The 18608-nt window shown below is 74.6% G+C and carries 20 protein-coding genes; 14 read left to right on the top strand and 6 right to left on the bottom strand.

The window, feature by feature from the left end; translation table 11 throughout:
- The first annotated feature begins 21 nt into the window (after positions 1–21).
- The gene (locus CLV37_RS14895) at positions 22–951 is read left to right on the top strand and encodes an LGFP repeat-containing protein (RefSeq protein WP_146149424.1); all 930 of its coding nucleotides are present in this window, start codon (positions 22–24) and stop codon (positions 949–951) included.
- 42 nt (positions 952–993) lie between these two features.
- Here CLV37_RS14895 and CLV37_RS27075 read toward each other — a convergent pair whose 3' ends face one another.
- Positions 994–1605, bottom strand: coding sequence for a TetR family transcriptional regulator (locus tag CLV37_RS27075; RefSeq protein WP_146149423.1), 612 nt, complete (start codon positions 1603–1605; stop codon positions 994–996).
- A gap of 80 nt (positions 1606–1685) precedes the next feature.
- Between CLV37_RS27075 and CLV37_RS14880 the strand changes: the two genes are divergently transcribed.
- The 4 genes from CLV37_RS14880 (at position 1686) to CLV37_RS14870 (ending at position 4429) form a co-directional block, all read left to right on the top strand.
- Positions 1686–3185 (top strand): MDR family MFS transporter, encoded by a 1500-nt coding sequence (locus tag CLV37_RS14880; protein ID WP_106211715.1) that lies wholly within the window; start codon positions 1686–1688, stop codon positions 3183–3185.
- 283 nt (positions 3186–3468) lie between these two features.
- Positions 3469–3924: a hypothetical protein gene (locus CLV37_RS14875; RefSeq protein ID WP_106211713.1), complete on the top strand. Its 456-nt coding sequence runs from the start codon at positions 3469–3471 to the stop codon at positions 3922–3924.
- Between the two features lie 41 nt (positions 3925–3965).
- Positions 3966–4109, top strand: a complete 144-nt coding sequence (locus CLV37_RS27650; RefSeq protein ID WP_170127284.1) for a hypothetical protein — start codon at positions 3966–3968, stop codon at positions 4107–4109.
- Complete coding sequence (locus tag CLV37_RS14870) at positions 4106–4429, top strand: hypothetical protein (RefSeq protein WP_106211711.1); 324 nt, start codon at positions 4106–4108, stop codon at positions 4427–4429. The genes CLV37_RS27650 and CLV37_RS14870 overlap by 4 nt, the downstream gene beginning before the upstream one ends.
- Before the next feature lie 143 nt (positions 4430–4572).
- Here the strand turns inward: CLV37_RS14870 and CLV37_RS14865 are convergent, their stop codons facing one another.
- The 4 genes from CLV37_RS14865 to CLV37_RS14850 form a co-directional block, all read right to left on the bottom strand.
- Positions 4573–5589: a Gfo/Idh/MocA family protein gene (locus CLV37_RS14865; RefSeq protein WP_106211708.1), complete on the bottom strand. Its 1017-nt coding sequence runs from the start codon at positions 5587–5589 to the stop codon at positions 4573–4575.
- A 71-nt stretch (positions 5590–5660) separates the two neighbouring features.
- Positions 5661–6728, bottom strand: a complete 1068-nt coding sequence (locus CLV37_RS14860) for a carboxylate-amine ligase (protein WP_106211706.1) — start codon at positions 6726–6728, stop codon at positions 5661–5663.
- Positions 6729–6765: 37 nt separating this feature from the next.
- A complete protein-coding gene (locus CLV37_RS14855) occupies positions 6766–7419 on the bottom strand; it encodes a LuxR C-terminal-related transcriptional regulator (protein WP_425433623.1) in 654 nt (217 codons plus the stop codon).
- A gap of 29 nt (positions 7420–7448) precedes the next feature.
- Complete coding sequence (locus CLV37_RS14850) at positions 7449–8693, bottom strand: sensor histidine kinase (RefSeq protein ID WP_211298665.1); 1245 nt, start codon at positions 8691–8693, stop codon at positions 7449–7451.
- A gap of 113 nt (positions 8694–8806) precedes the next feature.
- Between CLV37_RS14850 and CLV37_RS28150 the strand changes: the two genes are divergently transcribed.
- Genes CLV37_RS28150 through CLV37_RS14830 form a run of 4 tightly spaced genes read left to right on the top strand, consistent with a single transcriptional unit; the run spans position 8807 to position 11988 of the window.
- Positions 8807–9238 (top strand): PspC domain-containing protein, encoded by a 432-nt coding sequence (locus CLV37_RS28150; RefSeq protein WP_106211702.1) that lies wholly within the window; start codon positions 8807–8809, stop codon positions 9236–9238.
- 29 nt (positions 9239–9267) lie between these two features.
- Complete coding sequence (locus CLV37_RS28145) at positions 9268–10674, top strand: PspC domain-containing protein (protein WP_211298664.1); 1407 nt, start codon at positions 9268–9270, stop codon at positions 10672–10674.
- Positions 10671–10904, top strand: a complete 234-nt coding sequence (locus tag CLV37_RS14835; protein WP_106211700.1) for a hypothetical protein — start codon at positions 10671–10673, stop codon at positions 10902–10904. Before CLV37_RS28145 ends, CLV37_RS14835 begins: the two co-directional genes overlap by 4 nt.
- A gap of 10 nt (positions 10905–10914) precedes the next feature.
- Positions 10915–11988, top strand: a complete 1074-nt coding sequence (locus CLV37_RS14830) for an aldose epimerase family protein (protein WP_170127283.1) — start codon at positions 10915–10917, stop codon at positions 11986–11988.
- Between the two features lie 101 nt (positions 11989–12089).
- Here CLV37_RS14830 and CLV37_RS14825 read toward each other — a convergent pair whose 3' ends face one another.
- Entirely contained in the window at positions 12090–13304 is a 1215-nt protein-coding gene (locus tag CLV37_RS14825) for a WD40 repeat domain-containing protein (protein ID WP_106211696.1), read from the bottom strand.
- 89 nt (positions 13305–13393) lie between these two features.
- Between CLV37_RS14825 and CLV37_RS14820 the strand changes: the two genes are divergently transcribed.
- The 5 genes from CLV37_RS14820 (at position 13394) to CLV37_RS14800 (ending at position 18538) form a co-directional block, all read left to right on the top strand.
- Entirely contained in the window at positions 13394–14239 is an 846-nt protein-coding gene (locus CLV37_RS14820) for a DNA-formamidopyrimidine glycosylase family protein (protein ID WP_106211694.1), read from the top strand.
- A gap of 134 nt (positions 14240–14373) precedes the next feature.
- Positions 14374–15294 carry a carbohydrate ABC transporter permease gene (locus CLV37_RS14815; protein WP_106211692.1) on the top strand — a complete coding sequence of 307 codons (921 nt, stop codon included), beginning with the start codon at positions 14374–14376 and terminating at the stop codon, positions 15292–15294.
- Positions 15291–16190 carry a carbohydrate ABC transporter permease gene (locus CLV37_RS14810; RefSeq protein WP_106211690.1) on the top strand — a complete coding sequence of 300 codons (900 nt, stop codon included), beginning with the start codon at positions 15291–15293 and terminating at the stop codon, positions 16188–16190. The genes CLV37_RS14815 and CLV37_RS14810 overlap by 4 nt, the downstream gene beginning before the upstream one ends.
- 24 nt (positions 16191–16214) lie before the next feature.
- Entirely contained in the window at positions 16215–17582 is a 1368-nt protein-coding gene (locus CLV37_RS14805) for an ABC transporter substrate-binding protein (RefSeq protein ID WP_245885418.1), read from the top strand.
- Positions 17583–17614: 32 nt separating this feature from the next.
- Positions 17615–18538 carry a glycerophosphodiester phosphodiesterase gene (locus CLV37_RS14800; protein WP_211298663.1) on the top strand — a complete coding sequence of 308 codons (924 nt, stop codon included), beginning with the start codon at positions 17615–17617 and terminating at the stop codon, positions 18536–18538.
- Positions 18539–18608: the final 70 nt, after the last annotated feature.

The raw sequence follows: 18608 nt of genomic DNA, 5'->3' as shown, positions 1-18608 counted from the left end.
CGGGGCGCGACAGGAGACGACGTGAAGCGAGTGGCTGCCTCCCTGCTGGCGTCCGCGGGCCTGCTGGCCGCCGGGCCGGTCGCCGCGGCCCCGGCCTCAGCCGCGGTGTCGGCCGACGCGTGCGTGCGCGGGAACATCGCGATCCGCTACGTCGTGATGGGGGGCGAGGCCTCGATCCTCGGCCGCCCGGTCGTGTGCCAGACGGCCACCGCCACGGGGGGTGCGTACGACGTCTTCGAGCGCGGCGTCATCTACTGGAGCCCGGCCAGCGGGGCCTGGGACGTGTCCGGGGAGTTCTTGAACCTCTGGTCGTGGACCGGGTGGGAGAACGGGTTCTTGCGCTACCCGACGTCGACGGAGAACCCGATCCGCTCCGGGGGTGTCTACCAGGTGTTCCAGGGCGGGACGCTGTACTGGTCACCGGCGTCGGGCGCCCACTCGGTCTCGGGGTCCTTCCGCGACCTGTTCGGCGCGACGGGCTGGGAGAACGGCCTGCTCGGCTACCCGCTGTCGCAGGAGGCGGACATCCGGGCCGGGGGCGTCTACCAGGTGTTCCAGGGCGGTGTCGCCTACTGGTCGCCCACCACGGGCGCCCACAGCGTGTCCGGGGAGTTCCTGCGCCTGTACGCGACGACGGGCTACGAGAACGGCTACCTGGGGTACCCGACCACGCAGGAGGTCGCGGGGCGGGCCGGCGGTGTCCACCAGGACTACCAGGGCGGCGCGCTGTTCTGGTCGCCGCAGACCGGGGCCCGGGCCCTGCAGGGCCCGATCCTCGACCGCTACCGCCGGGCGGGCGCGGAGGACGGCGTGCTCGGGTACCCGACGTCCGGCGAGTTCGACGTCCCCGGGGGCCGGCGGGTGGACTTCCAGCACGGGTTCATCGAGTGGAGCCCCGCGCTCGGGGCGCTCGTGGACCAGAGCGTCAGCGGACCGGTGGTCCCGTCGTGAGCGCGGTGCCGGGGGCCGGCGCGCGCTGACGGGGGCGCGGCCTCAGCCCGCCGCGACCTCCCGCAGCGCCGCGCAGGTCTGGCGGTAGATCGCGACGACGTCGGCGTCCTCGCCGGCCTCGCGCCGCCAGGCCCAGTCGTCGAGGGCGGCGCGCAACCCGGCGCCGAGGGTCTCGGCGATGACGCGGGTGCGCAGGTCGACCGTCGGCGACCCGGTCGCGGTGGCGATCCGGCGGAAGAAGGCCCGCGACTGCTCGGCGTCCAGGCGCAGCAGGGCGCTGCGCAGCCCGGCGTCGTCCATGACGAGGCAGCGCACGCGCAGCATGCGGTCGATGGACCCGGGGGCGGCGGCCATCTCGGCGAGGACCTCGGCGATGACGTCCTCGAAGTCGCGCAGGGCCGCGCCGCGGCCCACGAGGGCCTCGACCCGGGCGGCGACGGCGGCGTCGAAGGCCCGGCTCGCGCCGAGGGCGGCGTCCTCCTTGGTGGCGAAGTACCGGAAGAAGGTGCGCGGGGAGACCCCCGCGGCCGAGGCGATGTCGTCGACCGTCGTGCGGTCGGAGCCGTGCCGGGCGAACAGGTCGAGGGCCACCTCCTCGATCTCGGCCTGGGTGGCGAGGCGGCGGCGCTCGCGCAGGTCCGGGGTGACGGTCACGGATCGACGATATCCGCTGTCGAGTTGGCAGTGACTGCCACTAGGGTGGCGACGGTCACCACCACGAGGAGTCCTCACCCATGTCCACGAACGAGGACGCGACCGTGAAGCCCGTCGCGCCCGCCCCCGCCCTCGACCCCGCGCCCGAGCGCGACCGGCTCGCCCCCGGCGACGCGACCGTCATCGGGCTCCTGCTCGTCTCGGCCTTCGTCGTCATCCTCAACGAGACGATCATGGGTGTGGCGCTGCCGCGGCTCATGGCCGACCTCGGCATCACGGCCGCCACCGGCCAGTGGCTGACGACCGGGTTCATGCTCACCATGGCCGTCGTCATCCCCGCCACCGGGTTCATCATGGAGCGGTTCCGGCTGCGGCAGGTCTTCGTCGCGGCCATGGGGCTGTTCAGTCTCGGCACCGCGATCGCCGCCGCCGCCCCCGGTTTCGAGCTCCTGCTCGTCGGCCGCGTCGTCCAGGCCACCGGCACGGCCGTCATGATGCCGCTGCTCATGACGACGGCCATGACCCTGGTCCCGGCGGCCAGCCGCGGCAGGACCATGGGGATGATCTCCGTGGTCATCTCGGTGGCGCCCGCGATCGGGCCGACGATCTCCGGGATCATCCTGAACTCGCTGTCCTGGCGGTGGATGTTCATCATCGTCCTGCCCATCGCGCTCCTGGCCCTGGCCGCGGGCGCGTGGAAGGTCCGCAACGTCACGGCGCCGCGGGACGCGCGCCTGGACGTGCTCTCCCTCCTGCTGTCCGCGGTCGGTTTCGGCGGCCTGATCTACGGCCTGTCGAGCATCGGCGAGTCGGCGTCCGGCCACGCGCCGGTGGCGCCGTGGATCCCCGTCGCCGTCGGGGTGCTGGCTCTCGCCACGTTCGTCGCGCGGCAGTTCCGGCTGAACCGCACGGGCAGCGCCCTCATGGACCTGCGGGTGTTCGGGAACCGCTCGTTCACGGTCTCCACCGTCGTGCTCGTCACGAGCTTCATGGGCCTGTTCGGCACGCTCATCGTGCTGCCGATCTTCCTGCAGACGGTGCTGCAGCTGGGGTCGCTGGAGACGGGCCTGCTGCTGCTGCCCGGTGGGGCGGTCATGGGTGTCCTGTCGCCGTTCGTCGGCCGTCTGTTCGACCGGTACGGCCCCCGCCCGCTCGTCACGCCGGGCGCGGTCGCGGTCAGCGGCGCCTTGTGGCTGCTGACGACCCTGCACCCGGGGACCCCCGCGGGCATGGTCGTCGTCGTCCACACGCTGCTGAGCGCCGGGCTCGCGTTCATGTTCACCCCGCTGTTCACGTCGGCGCTGGGGTCGCTGCGGGCGGAGCTGTACCCGCACGGGTCGGCCGTCGTCGGCACCGTGCAGCAGCTCGCCGGCGCCGCCGGGACGGCGCTGTTCGTCACGGTCCTGTCCACCCGCTCCGCCGCCAGCCTGGCCGGGGGGTCGGACGCGCTGCACTCCGTCGCCGACGGGGTCCGGGGCGCCTTCGTGTGGGGCGGGATCATCTCGCTCGTCGCCCTCGGGTTGTCGTTCCTCGTCCGCCGCCCGGCCGTGGTGCCCGGACCGCGCACGCCGACGCACTGACTCGCACCACCGGACGGCCGGTCCCCACGAGGGGGCCGGTCGTTTCGTCGTCCGGGCGACGAACGGCCACCTGTCGCGCCGGAGTGGGATCGTGACGACGATCGCCGGCCGGTTCGACCTCGACGACCTCCTGGCCGAGCTGGCCCGGGAGTGAGCGGTCTACCACTCGGAGGCCGACCTCCAGCACGCGCTCGCCGCCCTGGTCGCACGGCGCGGCCCGGACCTGCGGGTCCGGCTGGAGGTCCCCGCCCGGGCCGAGAGGTCGACGTACCTCGACCTGCTCGTGACGGACGTCGCGGCGGGAGCGAGCACGGCCGTGGAGCTGAAGTACTCCACGGGTCGTCTCGACGTCGAGCAGGACGGGGAGACCTACGCCCTGAAGGACCACGCCGCGACGGACCTGGCCCGGCTGGGCTTCGTCCAGGACGTCCGCCGTCTGGAACTCTCGGCGGCGCCGGGGCGCAACGGGATCGCCCTCCTGCTGAGCGACGTCGCGGGGTTGTGGCAGCCGCCCGCGAGCGAGCCGTCGACGCGTGACCGGGCGTTCCGCCTCCACGAGGGTCGTGAGCTGTCCGGTCGGCTGGTGCGGGGGGACGGCGACAGCGCGTCGAACGACGTCGTGCTCGACGGGTCCTACGCGCTCCACTGGCGGGACTTCTCCCGGTTCGACGCACCTCGCGGGACCTTCCGGTACCTCGCCGTCGAGGTTCCCGCCCCGGCGGCGGTGACCGGCGCCTGAACCCGGTGGCGCAGCGGGCGACCGGCCCGCATCCTGGACGGGTGGTCGAGGTCGTCATCGTGCTGGAGGTGCTGGTCGGCGCCCTGCTCGTGGTGGGTCTGCTCCGGTCCGGTCGTCACGCCGCAGCGCTGGACGAGACCCCCGGCCCGGACGAGTCCGCGCCCCGGCCCGGTGACGGGCTCTGAGCCGCACGGACGGACCCCTCCTCACCCCCGACGGCCGGTACCTCGTCGTCCGGGGCCGGTTGTGGCGGCGGTCTGACCCCTCGCTGGACGAGGAGCGCCGCGCCGAGCTCGTCTCGGAACTGATGTCGGCGCGGCGGGCCAAGCGCGACGCCGCCGACGCCGACGCGCGGGAGGCGGCCCGGGAACGGGTCGACCGCGCCAAGCACGCCCTGGGGGAGCGCGGCCCCGTGTGGTGGGACGACGGCGCCCCGGACCTGACCCGGCACCTGGCCCGCACCACCGTCTACGCCGACTGGTTCGCCGGCCAGGACGCCGACTGACCGTCCTGGACACGGCCTGCACTGGCCGGGTCTCCGCGCGAAGCACACCTTGCGCCCTCGACGTGCCCGTCTGACGGCCGAAGGCACACCTCGCGCCCCGGGGAACTCGCAGTGCGGGCGCGAGGTGTGCCTCGGGCGGAGGGTCAGGACAGGTCGACGGGGACCGTCCGGCCCTCGCGGGCGGACAGGTCAGCGGCGTCGGCCAGCAGCAGCGCGGCGCGGCCGTCCTCGAAACCGGGGCTCGGGTTCGCGGACGTGTCCTCGCCCCGCACCGCCGCGACGAACGCCGCGAGTTCCAGCTCGTACGCCTCGCGGTAGCGCTCGAGGAAGAACCGCCGGTACGGCTCACCCGTGGAACTGCGCTCCCCGGTCGAGGCACGCACGAGGGTGGGCGTCACGTTCCCGACCTCCAGCGACCCGCCGGGCCCGAACGCCTCGATCCGCTGGTCGTAGCCGTAGGCGCTGTGCCGGGAGTTCGTGATGGTGACCGACTCGCCCGCCGAGCCCACGAGGGTCACGACGGCCGCGTCGAAGTCGCCCGCGGCGGCGATCGGCTCGCTGAACTGCCGCAACCCGACCGCCGTCACCGCCACGATCTCCGGCACGAACGAACGGGCCGTGTCGAAGTCGTGGATCGTCATGTCGCGGAAGATGCCGCCGGAGACCGCGACGTACTCCGCCGGCGGCGGCTCGGGGTCGCGGCTGGTGATCGCGAGGTGCTCCAGGCGCCCGATCTCCCCGGCCCGCACGCGGCGGCGCAGTTCGGCGAAGTGCGGGTCGAACCGCCGGTTGAACCCCAGGACGACGGGCTGCTGCGCGGCGCGCGCACGTTCGCGGACCGCGTCGACGCGCGTGATGTCGAGGTCGATCGGCTTCTCGCACAGCACGGCCTTGCCGGCGTCGAGGGCCGCGCTGAGCAGGTCCACGTGGGTGGGCGTGGGGGAGGCGATGACGACCGCGTCGACGTCGTCGGCGGCGATCGCCGCGAACGGGTCGGCCGTGGCGCGCCCGCCGTACCGGGCGACCGTGCGTTCCGCGCCGGCGACGACCGCGTCGGCGGCCACCGTCAGGACGGCGTCCTCGCTGCGGTGGATGGACGCCGCGTGGACCTGGCCGATGCGGCCGGTGCCGAGGAGCGCGAAGCGGACGGGCTGGGACATCTCTGTCCTTTCGGGGAGGCGGGTGGACCGGTCCAAAGGGTAGGGACCACCCACGTCCCGGTCAACGCCGGTCACCCCTCCTGCGTGACCTCGACCGCCCGCGCGACCATCCCGGCCGGCCCGGAGGAGGCCGCGGCGGCGCGCTGCCAGTCCGCACCGGTCCCGCGCCGGGCCAGCCCGGCCAGGCCCTCGGTGACGAACCCCTCGTCCCCGTCCTCCCGCAGCACCGGTGCGACGTGGTCCACCAGCTCGCGCACCACCTCGGCCGCGGAGGCGGGCCGGCCCGAGCGGGGGGAGACGAGCACCCCGCCCAGCCCGTCGTGCGAGGCCCGCCACGACGCGGCCCGCAGCTCGGCGACCGACACGTCCGGCACGCCCCGCCCGTCGGCGGCCTCGCGCGCCGCGGTCTCGACCAGGGCCCGGGCGAGGCCCGCCAGCAGCACCGCGTCCCCGGCCCGCAGGCACACGTCGGCGACCCGGACCTCCACCGTCGGCTGCGTCGCCGAGACCCGCACGTCGTAGTAGAGCTGACCCGGGTCCAGGGGGACCCCCGTCGCCAGCAACCGCTCCGCGGCCCGGTCGTACCCGGCGGCGTCGCCGAAGGCCGGCGTCGGCCCGGCGGTCGGCCAGCGGTCCCACACCCGGGCGCGGTAGGAGGCGTACCCGGACTCCTCGCCCTGCCAGAACGGGGAGTTCGACGACAGCGCCAGGAGCACGGCCGTCCAGGGCCGGACGCGGTCCAGCACGGCGACGGCCTCGTCGCGGTCGGGCACCTCGACGTGCACGTGGCAGCCGCACGTCAGCTGCTCGCGCGCCAGCAACCCGTACGCCTCGACCAGGCGCTGGTAGCGGTCCCCCTCGGTGACGACGGGCTCGGTCGGCAACGGGTGGGTCGCCAGGGCGAGCAGCCGGCTCCCGGAGTCCGCGGCGAGCGCCGCGACCCGCGCCCGCCGGGCCGTCAGGTCGGCCCGGACGTCGGCGAGGTCGGTGTGCGGGGCGGTCCCGGTCTCGACCTGCTGGCGTTGCAGCTCGGTCTGCTCGTCGGCCGCGGCGGCGACGGCCGGACCGTCGAGCGTGGCCCGTCCGGTCCCGGCGTCGACCAGCAGGAACTCCTCCTCGACCCCGACACGTCGTCCCACCCGACGATCATGGAGGGTCCGGACGGACCGCGCACGTTCAGAGGAGTCGCCGCGCCGCCGCCCACCGGGTGAGTTCGTTGCGGTTGGACAGCTGCAGCTTGCGCAGCACCGCCGACACGTGCGTCTCGACGGTCTTGACGGAGATGAACAACTCCTTCGCGACCTCCTTGTACGCGTAGCCGCGCGCGATGAGGCGCATGACCTCGCGTTCGCGCGCCGACAACCGGTCCAGCTCGTCGTCGGCCGCCGCGACCTCCCCGGCCCCGGCGCCGAACGCGTCGAGGACGAAACCCGCCAGCCGGGGCGAGAACACCGCGTCCCCGTCGGCGACGCGCCGCACGGCCGCGGCGAGGTCGTCGCCGCTGATCGTCTTCGTCACGTAACCCCGTGCACCGCGGCGGATCACGGCGATCACGTCGTCGGCCGCGTCGGAGACCGACAGGGCGAGGAAGCGCACCGGGGGAGTGGCGGTGAGGAACTCGGCGCACTGCGCGAGGACCTGCGCGCCGCCGGACCCGGCACCCGGGGCGGGGTTCTCGTCCGGGCCCAGCGGCAGGTGCACGTCGAGCAGCACGACGTCCGGCCGCCAGCGGGCGACGGCCGCGACCGCGCCCGCGACGTCCGCGGCCTCGCCGACGACCTCGAGGTCGTCGGCCGTGGACAGTTCCGCGCGGACGCCCGAGCGCACCATGCGGTGGTCGTCGACGACGAGGACGGTGATCAAGAAACCCCTCCAGGGACGCGCAACGTGACCTCGGTGCCCCCGTCGGCGGGGCGCCGGATCGAGGCCGAACCCCCGGCGCGCTGCATGCGCCCGAGGATGGACTCCCGCACGCCGAGCCGGTCGCCGGGGATCTGGTCGAGGTCGAAACCCTTCCCGCGGTCGCGGACGAACACCTCGATGGCCGACGACGGGCCGGCGCCGACGGTCTCGCCGTACAGCGACACCGTCCCGCCCGCGTGCCGGCCGGCGTTCAGCAGCGCCTCACGGGCGGCCTGGGCCAGCGCCGACAGCCCCCGGTCGAGCTCGCGGTTGTCGAGGTCGCCCACGAGGACGACCTCAACGACGGCCCCCGAGACGTCCTCGACCTCGCTGGCCGCGGCCCGCAGCGCGGCCCCCAGGGTCCCCGCGGTCGTGCCGTGGTCGCCGTACAGCCACTGGCGCAGTTCCCGTTCCTGCCGGCGGGCCAGCCGCGCGACCTCGCCCGGGTCCCCCGCGCGCTTCTGGATGAGGGCCAGGGTCTGCAGCACGGAGTCGTGCACGTGGGCGGCGAACTCGGCGCGCTGCTGCTCGCGGGCGAGGGCGGCACGCTCGGCGCCGAGGTCCTGCCACAACCGCACGACCCAGGGGGCGGCGACGAGACCCACCCCGCCGAGCACGACCGCCCCGGCCAGGGTCGACTGCCAGAACGTCCCGACGTCGCCGACCAGGACGAACACCAGGCTCGCGCCGACCACGACGAGCGTGGCGCCGGCCAGGACGCGCAGCACCGCGCCGCGCCCGTCGCCGGAACCCTCCACGAGCCGGCGCCGGCGCGTCGCGTCGAGCTGGCTCCAGGCGAGCACGACCCCCGCGCCCCCGACGACCAGCGGCACGACGAACCGCGACGACCCGTGCACGAGGTTCATGGCCGGCACGAGCCCGACGCCCACGACGAGCGCGACGCCGGTGAGGGTGTTGCGGTGCGCGAGAACCCATCCCGCCGTGTCGGAACGCTGCTCGGGCGGCAGGTCGAGTTCGCGCTCGTCCGTCAGCAGCAGCCCCAGGACGACGTAGAGGACGACGCCGAAGCCGCCGAGGAAGGCCGCTGCGGCGAACGCCGTGCGCACCTTCGTCACCGGGACCTGCGTGTGCGCGGCGATCCCGGCGGCCACGCCCGCGACCCGCCGGTGCTCGGTGCGGCGCAGCAGGGGCGGCCGCTGCACCTGCCCTCGCCCGGGCGCGTGGGTCGTCTGCGTGCTCACGCCCCGATCGTGGCACGCGCCCGACCCCGGGGGATCCCCCGACGGGCGGGTTCAGGGTCCGCTCAGGGTCGTCCCCGATGTGCCCGGGGGTCCCCGGCGGCCAGGGTTGAGCCATGACCTCGACCGAGCACCTCAGCTTCGACAAGACCCCCGGACACGACCAGCAGGAGATCCCGATGAGCGAGACCGTCCACGAACCCGCCGCCCGCACCGCCGCCGACCGCTTCTTCACCGGCGTCCGCCGCACCCGCCTCGTCCGCAGCCGCGACCGCTGGGTCGCGGGCGTCGCCGGCGGCCTCGCCGACCGGGCCGGCGTCAACGTCAACGTCGTCCGCGTCGCCTTCGTCGTGCTGTCCCTCTTCGGCGGCATCGGGCTGGGCCTGTACGGCCTGGCGTGGGCCCTGCTGCCCGACGCGACCGGCCGCATCGAGGCCCAGGCCGCGCTGCGCGGCGACGTCTCCGCCCCGCTCGTCCTGGCCATCGGCCTCGTCGTGCTCGACCTCGTGTTCGGCAACGGCCTCCTCGGCCTCGGCTGGGTGTTCTGACCCGCGGCCCGGAGTGGGAGGGTCGACCCGTGAGCACCACCCCCGTCCGCCAGGACGCGAAGTTCTTCGCGGCCGTCCGGTCCACCGGCGTCCGCCGGTCGCCGGACCGCTGGTTCGCGGGCGTCTGCGGGGGCCTGGCCGAACGGCTGGGGATCGACCCGTTGCTGGTCCGCGGGGTCCTCGTCGCGCTGACCGTCGTCGGCGGTCTCGGGCTCGCGCTGTACGGGGCCTGCTGGCTGCTCCTGCCGGACCGGGAACCGGACGGCCGGATCGAGGTCGAAGCGGCCCTGCGCGGTGAGCTGTCGGGCGCCGCGTGGCTGTCCGGGCTGCTGATCGTCGCCGACCTCGTCCTGCCCCGCGCCCTGCTCGGGGTCTTCAACGGGGACTGGCGCGGGCCCGGCTGGGGTTTCCTCATCACCGGTCTGGTCGGCCTCCTCGGCTGGTGGCTCCTGCGGGGTTTCGCCGTCCCGGCGCTCGAACGGCCCGCCCGGCCCGTCTCGCTGGTGAAGGAGACGCCCGCGCCGGAACCGGTCCCCGGGCCCCAGGCGGGTTTCGGGTCGCCCACCGAACGCCGTGCCGCCGCCCGTCAGGAGGCTCGCGAGCAGGCGCAGGAGAAGGCCCGCGAGGCCGCCGAGCGCGCGCGGGAGAAGGCGCGCGAGGCCGGCGACCGGGCCCGGGAGAAGGCGCAGGAGCAGGCCGCCCGCGCCCAGGCCCGCCGTCGTCCCGGCTCGCCGCTGCTCGGCGCCGCGGTCTTCGGCCTGGCGCTGCTGGCCGCCGGGGCCGTCGTCGTCACCGGGCTCGTCACCGGTCTCGAGGGGCGCGCGCTGCCGCTGGCGCTGTCCGCGTTCGTCGTCGTCCTGGGGCTGGGCGCCGTCGTCGCCGGGCTCCGCGGGCGCCGCACGGCCCTCGTGGGCCTGGCCTGGCCGGCCGCGTTCTGCGCCGTCGCCGCCGCCCTCGTGCCGCCGTCGTCGAACTGGACGTGGCAGGTCGAGCGCACCTGGGCCCCCACCGCGGGGTCGACGGGGTTGAGTTCCGCCGTCGGGTACCTCACGGTCGACCCGTCCCGCCTCGCGTCCCCGGCGACCTCCGCGACCGCGACGATCGCGGCGGGCCGGCTCGACGTCCTCGTCCCCGCCGACGCGACCGTCCTCGTCGACGTGACGGTCCTGGCCGGGAGCCTGCGCTGGCAGGAGGGCGCCGTGGTAGAGGTCGGCCCCGGCGAGACGGCCGCCGCGGCGGCGGCCGGTGGCGTGCACCTGCGGTCCGTCTTCGCCGTCGGACCGGACGCCGCGCGGCTCGCGGGCTCGGTCCAGGTCCGCGGTGACGACCCCGACGACTGGACCGTCCCGGCCAGGACGCCCGAACTGCACGCCGCGGCGTGGGCCGGCGAGGTCCGGCTCGGTACCGCCGGCTCGAGCACCCTGGAGCAGCCGTGAACGACGTGCCCACCCCCGTCCCGCCGCCCACCCCGCCGTCGGGCCCGAACCTCGGCGCCGTCCTCGCCGGCCTCGTCCTCGTGGCGGTCGGCGCGGCCGTCGGTCTCCACGAGCTGTTCGGTCTCGCGTTCGACTGGAGGTACTGGGCCGCGGGTGTCCTCGTCCTCGGCGGGTTCGGGGTCGTCGTGAGCTCGGTGGTCCGGGCGGCTGCGTGCGGCGGTCACCGGTAGCGTCCCGTCCGTGGAGAACTCCGAGGGTGCGGTGACGGTCGACGCGCGGTGGGGCGAGCTCGAGGACGGGACCCCCGTCGGGCGCTGGGTCCTGGACGACGGCGTGCTGCAGGTCGGGCTCGTCGAGCACGGCGCGCGCATCCAGTCCGTCCTGGCCCCCGACCGCGACGGCGTCCGCGCCGACGTCGCGCTGGGGTTCGCCGACCTGGCCCCCTACACGGGGAAGGGACGGTCCTTCGGCGCCACGATCGGGCGGTTCGCCAACCGCATCGCCGGCGGCACGTTCGACCTCGACGGCCGGACCGTCACGGTCCCCCCCACCGACCGGGGCAACGCGATCCACGGCGGTCCGCACCCGTTCTCGGAGAAGGTGTGGAGCGCCCACACCCTCGACGGCGCCTGCGGCGTCCGGTTCTCGCTGCTCAGCCCCGACGGGGACAACGGGTTCCCGGGCGCGCTGTCCGTCCACGTCACGTACCGGCTGCACGAGGGCCGGCTGACGACCGAGTACGTCGCCACGACGGACGCCACGACCGTCGTGAACCTCACCAACCACGCCTACTGGAACCTCGCGGGCGACGGGTCCGGAACGGTCGACCCGCACCTCGTCCGGGTCCTGGCCGACACGTTCCTGCCGCTGGAGGGGACGGGACTGCCGACGGGGGAGTTCCGCCCGGTCGAGGGCACGCCGTTCGACCTGCGCGAGGCCGTCCCCGTCGGCTACCGCGTCGAGCTGGACGACCCGCAGCTCGCCCTCGGCCAGGGGTTCGACCACTGCTACGTCCTGGCCACCACCCCCGGCGGGACCCGCGAGCCGAGCCTGGCCGCCGTCGTCACCGAACCCGTCTCCGGCCGCACCCTGGAGGTGTGGACCGACCAGCCGGGCGTGCAGTTCTTCACGGGGGGCTCGCTGGCCGGGACGCTCGTCGGCAAGGCGGGCGCGACGTACGGGCCGCGCGCCGGCCTGGCACTGGAGACGCAGGGTTTCCCCGACGCCCCCCACCACCCCGGGTTCCCGACGACGGTGCTGCTGGCCGGGGAGGAGTTCCGGTCCGTCACCGAACTCCGCTTCTCCGCCTCCTGAAGTTCCCGCGCCTCGCACACGTGGGACCCCCTCCCCGGACGCGGGACGGGGTCCCACGTGTGCGAGGCGCGGGAGCACCGAGGGGAGGCGAGTCGGCGGACTCACCCCCGGCTGACGTCGCGGGCCCACTCCGGCGCGGCGTCGATGCGGCGGAACTCGTCGTAGCGCCGCCGCAGACCGACCACCGCGGGCACCGACAGCAGCGCCGCGCCGACGACCAGCACCACCCGCAGGCCGACCGGCCACGGTCCGCGGTCCGCCGGGACGGACGGCACCGGCGTCGCCCCCGGCAGCAGCGCCGTGGCCAGCGACACCCCGCTGACGTCGAGGCCGGCGGGGGTGGGGACGGACCAGAACGCGGTGGTCGTCCCCGTGCGCACGTCGGTCCGCTCGACGCGGAACTCCCCGGCGCCCGTCGCCGCCGGACGCGCGTGGACGACGGTGGACCCGGAGGACCAGCCCAGCACGTCACCGGCGGAGGTGAGCGGGGCGGGCGCCGGGCGCCCGGGCTGCGTGGGGACGAAGTCGAGGCGCCGGTCACCGTCGGAGACGGCGATCAGGTCCCCGTCCGGCGACCACGCGGCACCGCCGGCGAGGTGCTCGCCGTCCGGCACGGGCAGTGCCGTGCCCGTGCCCGTGCGCGGGTCCACGACCCGCACCGCCGACGCACCGGGGGACTGGATCGCCAGCCGCGTCCCGTCGGGGGAGAACGCCGCCGACGTCACCACGTCGGCCCCCGGGACGGGGACGGCCCGGTGGGAGGCCACGTCGAACACGAACAGCTGCCCGGCCGGGTGCGCCGAGGGCCCGGCGGTCCCGAGGTAGGCCAGCCGGGAGGCGTCGGCGCTCCAGGCCACCGGGACGACGCCCAGGACGCGGGGGACCACGTAGGAGCGCGTCTGCCCGCTGGCCAGGTCGACGAGGGTGACGTCCGCGCCACCGCTCAGGCGGTGGCTGCCCACCGCCACCGTCCGCCCGTCCGGCGACAACGACGCCGTGTCCGCCCCCGCGGCCCCGGTGCCACCGCGCCCGCCGTCCAGCCGGCGGACCGTGCCGCCGTCGCTGCCGAGGACGAGGGTCTGCGTCGAGCCGGCGAGGGCCAGGCCCGTGCCCTGCCGGTAGAGGGCCACGGCCCGGCCCACGGGGTTCGTGGCCAGCGAGGCGGTCAGCCGGCTGGGGCCGGGGAACTGCTGCGGCACGGTGGTCCGGGTGGGCACCCGGCGGTGGGTCGGCACCGCGGCCACGGCCAGGACGGTCAGGACCCCGACCACCAGGACGCAGAACGCCACGAGGAGGGGCAGCCGTCGCGAGCTCATGCCTCAGCTTCACCCCCCGCGGCGCACCCAGCCACTCATCGCGCGGGACTCGTGGTGCAGGCGCCGCCGCCGTCGGGCACGGTGGGCCCGTGCCCGAAGGTGACACGGTCTTCCTGCTGGCCCGGCGGCTGAACGCCCGGCTGGCCGGGCGCACCGTCGAGCGCAGCGACCTGCGGGTCCCCCGGTTCGCGACGGCCGACCTGCGCGGTGCGCGGATCCTCGGCGTCGCCTCCCGCGGCAAGCACCTGCTGACCCGCTTCGCCGGTCCCGGGGCCGAGCCCACGACCCTGCACACCCACCTGCGGATGGACGGCGAGTGGACCGTCCTGGGGCCCGGCAAGCGGCTGCCGCACCGGCTGTGGCCCGACGTGCGGGTGCTGCTCGCCACCGACGGCCCCACCGCGGTGGCGCTGCGGATGCCCGTCGTCGAGCTCCTGCCGACGGCCCGGGAGGCCGACGTCGTCGGGCACCTCGGCCCCGACCTCCTCGACGGGGACCGGTCCGTGGACGACCGGGTCGCGGCCGCCGTGGCGAACCTGGCCCGCCGTCCGGAGCGCGGGCTCAAGGCGGCCCTGCTCGACCAGCGCAACCTCGCGGGCCTCGGGAACCTGTGGGCCGACGAGCTCTGCTTCCTGCGCGGTCGCTCCCCGCGGACGCCCGTGGGCGAGGTCGAGCTCGAACCGCTCGTGCGCCTCGCCGTGAAGCTCCTGACGTTCTCCGTGGGGCCGTCCGGGGCGCCGCAGGTCACCACGGGCGACACCCGGCCCGGACGCCAGCACTGGGTCTCGGGGCGGGCCGGGAAACCGTGCCTGCGGTGCGGCACGACGATCCTCGTGGAGGCCGAGGTGCCCGGGGACGCCGAACGGCGCCGGACCTGGTGGTGCCCCCACTGCCAGCCCCCGGGATCCCCGCCGGGTGAACGCGCGGTGACCTGAACCCGCCGCCGGACCCCGCCAGGTGAACACCTGGTGACCGTTGCGGCTCCGGGTGCGGGAGTGGTCGGGAGGGGTGGGGAACCCGAACTACTGTTCCCTGCGTCCAGCCCACTCCGTCCTGGGAGGAGGTCGCGTTGACGACCCTCCACCAGGTTCCCGCAACACGCCACCGGACCATCCCGTGGAAGTCGTGGGGAACCTTCCTGCTCCTGGCGGGGCCCAACGTCGCGCTCCTCGTCCTCTTCGTCTACAAACCCCTCGTCCAGAACGTGCAGTACTCGCTGCTGCACTGGAACCTGGGGTCCGACCGCGCGACGTTCGTCGGGCTGCAGAACTACGTGAACTACTTCCACGACCCGAAGACCCCGACGGTCCTGCTGACGACGCTGGTGTTCGCGGTCGTCACCGTCGGCGGCTGCATGGCCCTGGGGCTGGCGATGGCCCGCCTCCTGGACCGGAGGCTGCGCGGCCGGACGTTCGTCCGCGCCGTCGTGTTCGCCCCCTACGTGCTGTCCGGGGTCGCCGTCGGCATGTGCTGGCTGTTCGTCTTCGACCCGCAGTACGGCCTGGTCTCCGGCCTGCTGCGCGCCGTCGGCCTGGGCTCGCCGAACTGGTACAACGACCCGGACTGGGCGCTGGCCATGGTCTGCGTCGTCTACCTGTGGAAGTACGTCGGGTACGTCGCCATCATCTACCTGGCGGCGCTGCAGTCGGTTCCCGCCGACCTCCTCGAGGCCGCCCAGATCGACGGCGCGTCCCCCCTGCGGCAGTTCTGGTCGATCGTCTTCCCGCTGCTGTCGCCCACGACGTTCTTCCTGGGCGTCACGGTGTTCATCGAGTCCAACGCCGGCGGGTCCTTCGACATCATCCGCGCGATGACCAAGGGCGGCCCGCTGGAGGGCACGACGACGATGGTCTACCAGGTCTACCAGGAGGCGTTCGTGAACGGTTCCGCCGGGTACGCTTCGGCCATCGCGACCCTGCTGTTCCTCGCCCTGCTCGTCGTGACGATCGTCCAGATGGTCGTCGTGGAACGGAAGGTGCACTACCGGTGAGCGTGGAGCAGAGGACCACGTCGGGCTCGGGGCGCATCCCCGCCCCCCGGTCGTCCGGCCGGGAACTGCGGGAACCGAAGCGCCGCGTCGACGTGCTCGGGTACGCCGGCCTCGTGGTCGCCGCTCTGGTCATGGTCGTCCCGATGCTGTGGATGCTGCTGGCCTCCCTCAAGCAGCGCAACGAGATCTACACGATCCCCGCGCGCTGGCTGCCGCACGCCCTGCAGTGGCAGAACTACGCCGACGTCTTCGCGACCGTCCCCTTCGCGCACTTCCTGCTGAACAGCGTCATCACCACCGTGCTGGGTGCGGGGTTCAAGGTCGTCCTCGGCCTCACGTGCGCGTACGCGCTCGTGTTCGTGGAGTTCCCCGGCAAGCGGATCGTCTTCCTCGTCGTGCTCGCGGCGCTCATGGTCCCCCCGCAGGTGACGCTCATCCCGAACTACACGCTCATCGCGCAGACCGGCTGGCTGAACACCTACCAGGGGATCGTCGTGCCCGGGCTCGCGAGCTCGCTCGGCACCTTCCTGTTCCGCCAGCACTTCCAGACCCTGCCCGTCTCGGTCCTGGAGGCCGCGACCCTCGACGGGGCGGGCCACTGGCGGCGCCTGTGGCAGTTCGTCGTGCCGCTGTCCGCGCCGACCGTCTCGGCCGTCGCCCTCGTCTCCGTCGTCGGCGAGTGGAACCAGTACCTCTGGCCGCTGCTCGTCACCGACCGCTCGACCATGATGACCCTGCCCGTGGGCCTGACGTTGCTGCAGAACAACGACGGGATCACCAACTGGGGCGTCCTCATGGCCGGGACCGTGCTGGTCATGCTCCCGATCCTGCTCGTCTTCCTCTTCTTCCAGCGGCGTCTCGTGGCGGGTCTCGCCGCGGGTGCCCTCGCGAACTGACCCACCGAAACCCTGGAGAGTCCCGTGAACAACCTGCTGAACGACGTGGCCGTGCCCCGCCGCGGGGTCCTCGGCCTGGTCGGCCTGGGTGCCGCCGGCCTGGGCCTGGCCGCCTGCTCCGGCCCGTCGACGGCCGCGTCCGACGACAGCACCGCCTCGGCCTCCTCGACGGACTGGTCGAAGGTCACCCCCGCCGACACCGTCACGATCTGGACGAACCACCCCGGGTCCTCCCAGGCAGTCGAGGCGGAGTTCCTGACCCGCTGGGCGAAGGAGAACGCCGACATCAAGGTCGAGTTCGTCACCGCCGGGTCGAACTACGACGAGATCTCGCAGAAGTTCCAGGCCGCGCTCACGGGGTCGGACCTGCCGGACCTGGTGCTGCTCAGCGACGTCTGGTGGTTCCGCTACGCCCTCAACGACCAGCTCGCCCCGCTGAAGGAGCTGCTGCCCGCCGCCGGGGTGAAGACCGAGAACTACCAGAAGGGCCTGTACGCCGACTACCAGTACCAGGACGAGCAGTGGGCCGTCCCCTACTGCCGCTCGACGCCGGTGTTCTACTACAACAAGGCCCACTGGTCCGCGGCCGGCCTGCCCGACCGCGGCCCGGACACCTGGGACGAGTTCGCGACGTGGCTGCCGAAGCTGAAGGCGGCGGGCACGGGCGCGCAGGCCCCCTACGGCCTCGGCAAGGGCACCGGCAACGCGACCTGGATCCACCAGAACCTCATCTGGGGCATGGGCGGGGCGCTGTCGAAGGACTGGACGATGACCGTCGACAGCGAGAAGGTCCTCGCCGCCAGCGACTACCTGCGCGGCTACATCACGCAGGGCTGGGCCGCGGTCTCCTCCTCCGACCAGGCCTCCGACTTCGGCGCGGGCCTGTACTCCTCCGTCATCGGCTCGACCGGGTCGCTGTCGGGCATCCTCAAGGCCGCGAACTTCGAGGTCGGCAACGCGTTCCTGCCCGGCGGCACGGCCGGGCAGTTCACGCCCACCGGGGGCGCCGGGTTCGCGATCCCCGCCAAGCGCACGCCCGAGCAGCAGCTCGCGGCCGCGAAGTTCCTGGCGTTCCTCGCCGAGGACGACAACACCGCGTACTTCTCGCAGAACACCGGCTACATGCCCGTCACCACCGGCGCCGTGGACTCCGGCCCGATGCAGGAGGTCTACGCGCAGACGCCGCTGTTCAAGACCGCCGTCGACCAGCTGAAGAACGTCCGCAAGCAGGACAACGCGCGCGTCTTCGTCCCCGGTGGGGACCAGTCCACGGTGACGGCCTGGGAGAAGGTCATGCTGCAGGGCACCGCGTCCAAGGACGCGTGGGGCACCGCGCAGCAGGAGGTCCAGCAGTCCTACGAGGCGGACGTCGAGCCGCTGCTGAAGTCCTGACCGGACGCCCGGACACCTGGGAGCCTGGACCCGTGACCCGACCGCTCGTGATCGCCCACCGCGGCTACTCCGCCGCGGCCCCCGAGAACACCCTCGCCGCGTTCGAGGCGGCCCTGCGCGCCGGCGCGGACCTCCTCGAGCTCGACGTCCGGCTCGACGCCGACGGGGTCCCGGTCGTCCTGCACGACGCCACCCTGGACCGCACCACCGACGCCCCGGGTGCGGTCGGGGACCTGCCCAGCGCCGCCGTGCGCACCGCCGACGCCGGGGCGTGGTTCGCCCCGGCGTTCGCCGGGCAGCGCGTCCCGACGCTGCGCGAGGTCGTCGACGTCGTGGCGCGCTTCCCCGCCGCCGGCCTGCTGGTGGAGTTCAAGGGCGCGTGGACACCGGCCGAGGCGGCCGGGGCCGTCGCGACCCTGCGGACGGCCGGGGTGGCCGGGCGCAGCGTCGTCCAGAGCTTCGACCGCACGACCGTCGCCGCCCTGCGCGACGTCGCCCCGGACGTCCGCCGGGCGCTGCTGGTGCTGCACCCGGGCCCCGTCGACCCCGACGAGCTCGAGCAGTCGTTCCAGGACCTGGCGGGCGACCCGTTCACGGCGCTGTCCACCCCGGCCGGGGTGGCGCGCGAGCAGGCCGCCCGGGCCGTGGCCGAGCTCGGGGTCGTCGCCGTGAACCCGTACGCCGCCGCTCTCGTCGCCAGCCCGCACGTCGTCGCCGAGTACCACGCGGCGGGGGTCGCGACGTACCCCTACACCGTCGACGAGCCCCGGTTGTGGGCGGACCTGCTGCGCCACGGGGTCGACGGGATCATCACGAACGACCCCGGGCGGCTCCGGGGTTTCCTCGACGCGCGCGAGGTCCGCTCCACGCAGGACAGGGCCCTCGAGGACCGGCAGGAACTGACGCTGGCCGCCACCCGGCAGGGGCACGCGACCGCGCGGCTCACCTCCGCCTGACCGGTCCCGGTCCTCCGCGCGAGCCGTGTGCCGGATCTCGCGGGGGACCGGTGTCGGAACGGTGCAGGAG

The sequence above is a fragment of the Kineococcus rhizosphaerae genome (genome assembly GCF_003002055.1).
Taxonomy (GTDB): Bacteria; Actinomycetota; Actinomycetes; order Actinomycetales; family Kineococcaceae; genus Kineococcus; species Kineococcus rhizosphaerae.
The sequence above is the reverse complement of the archived record's forward strand: the minus strand, read 5'-3'. Positions and strand labels throughout refer to the sequence as shown.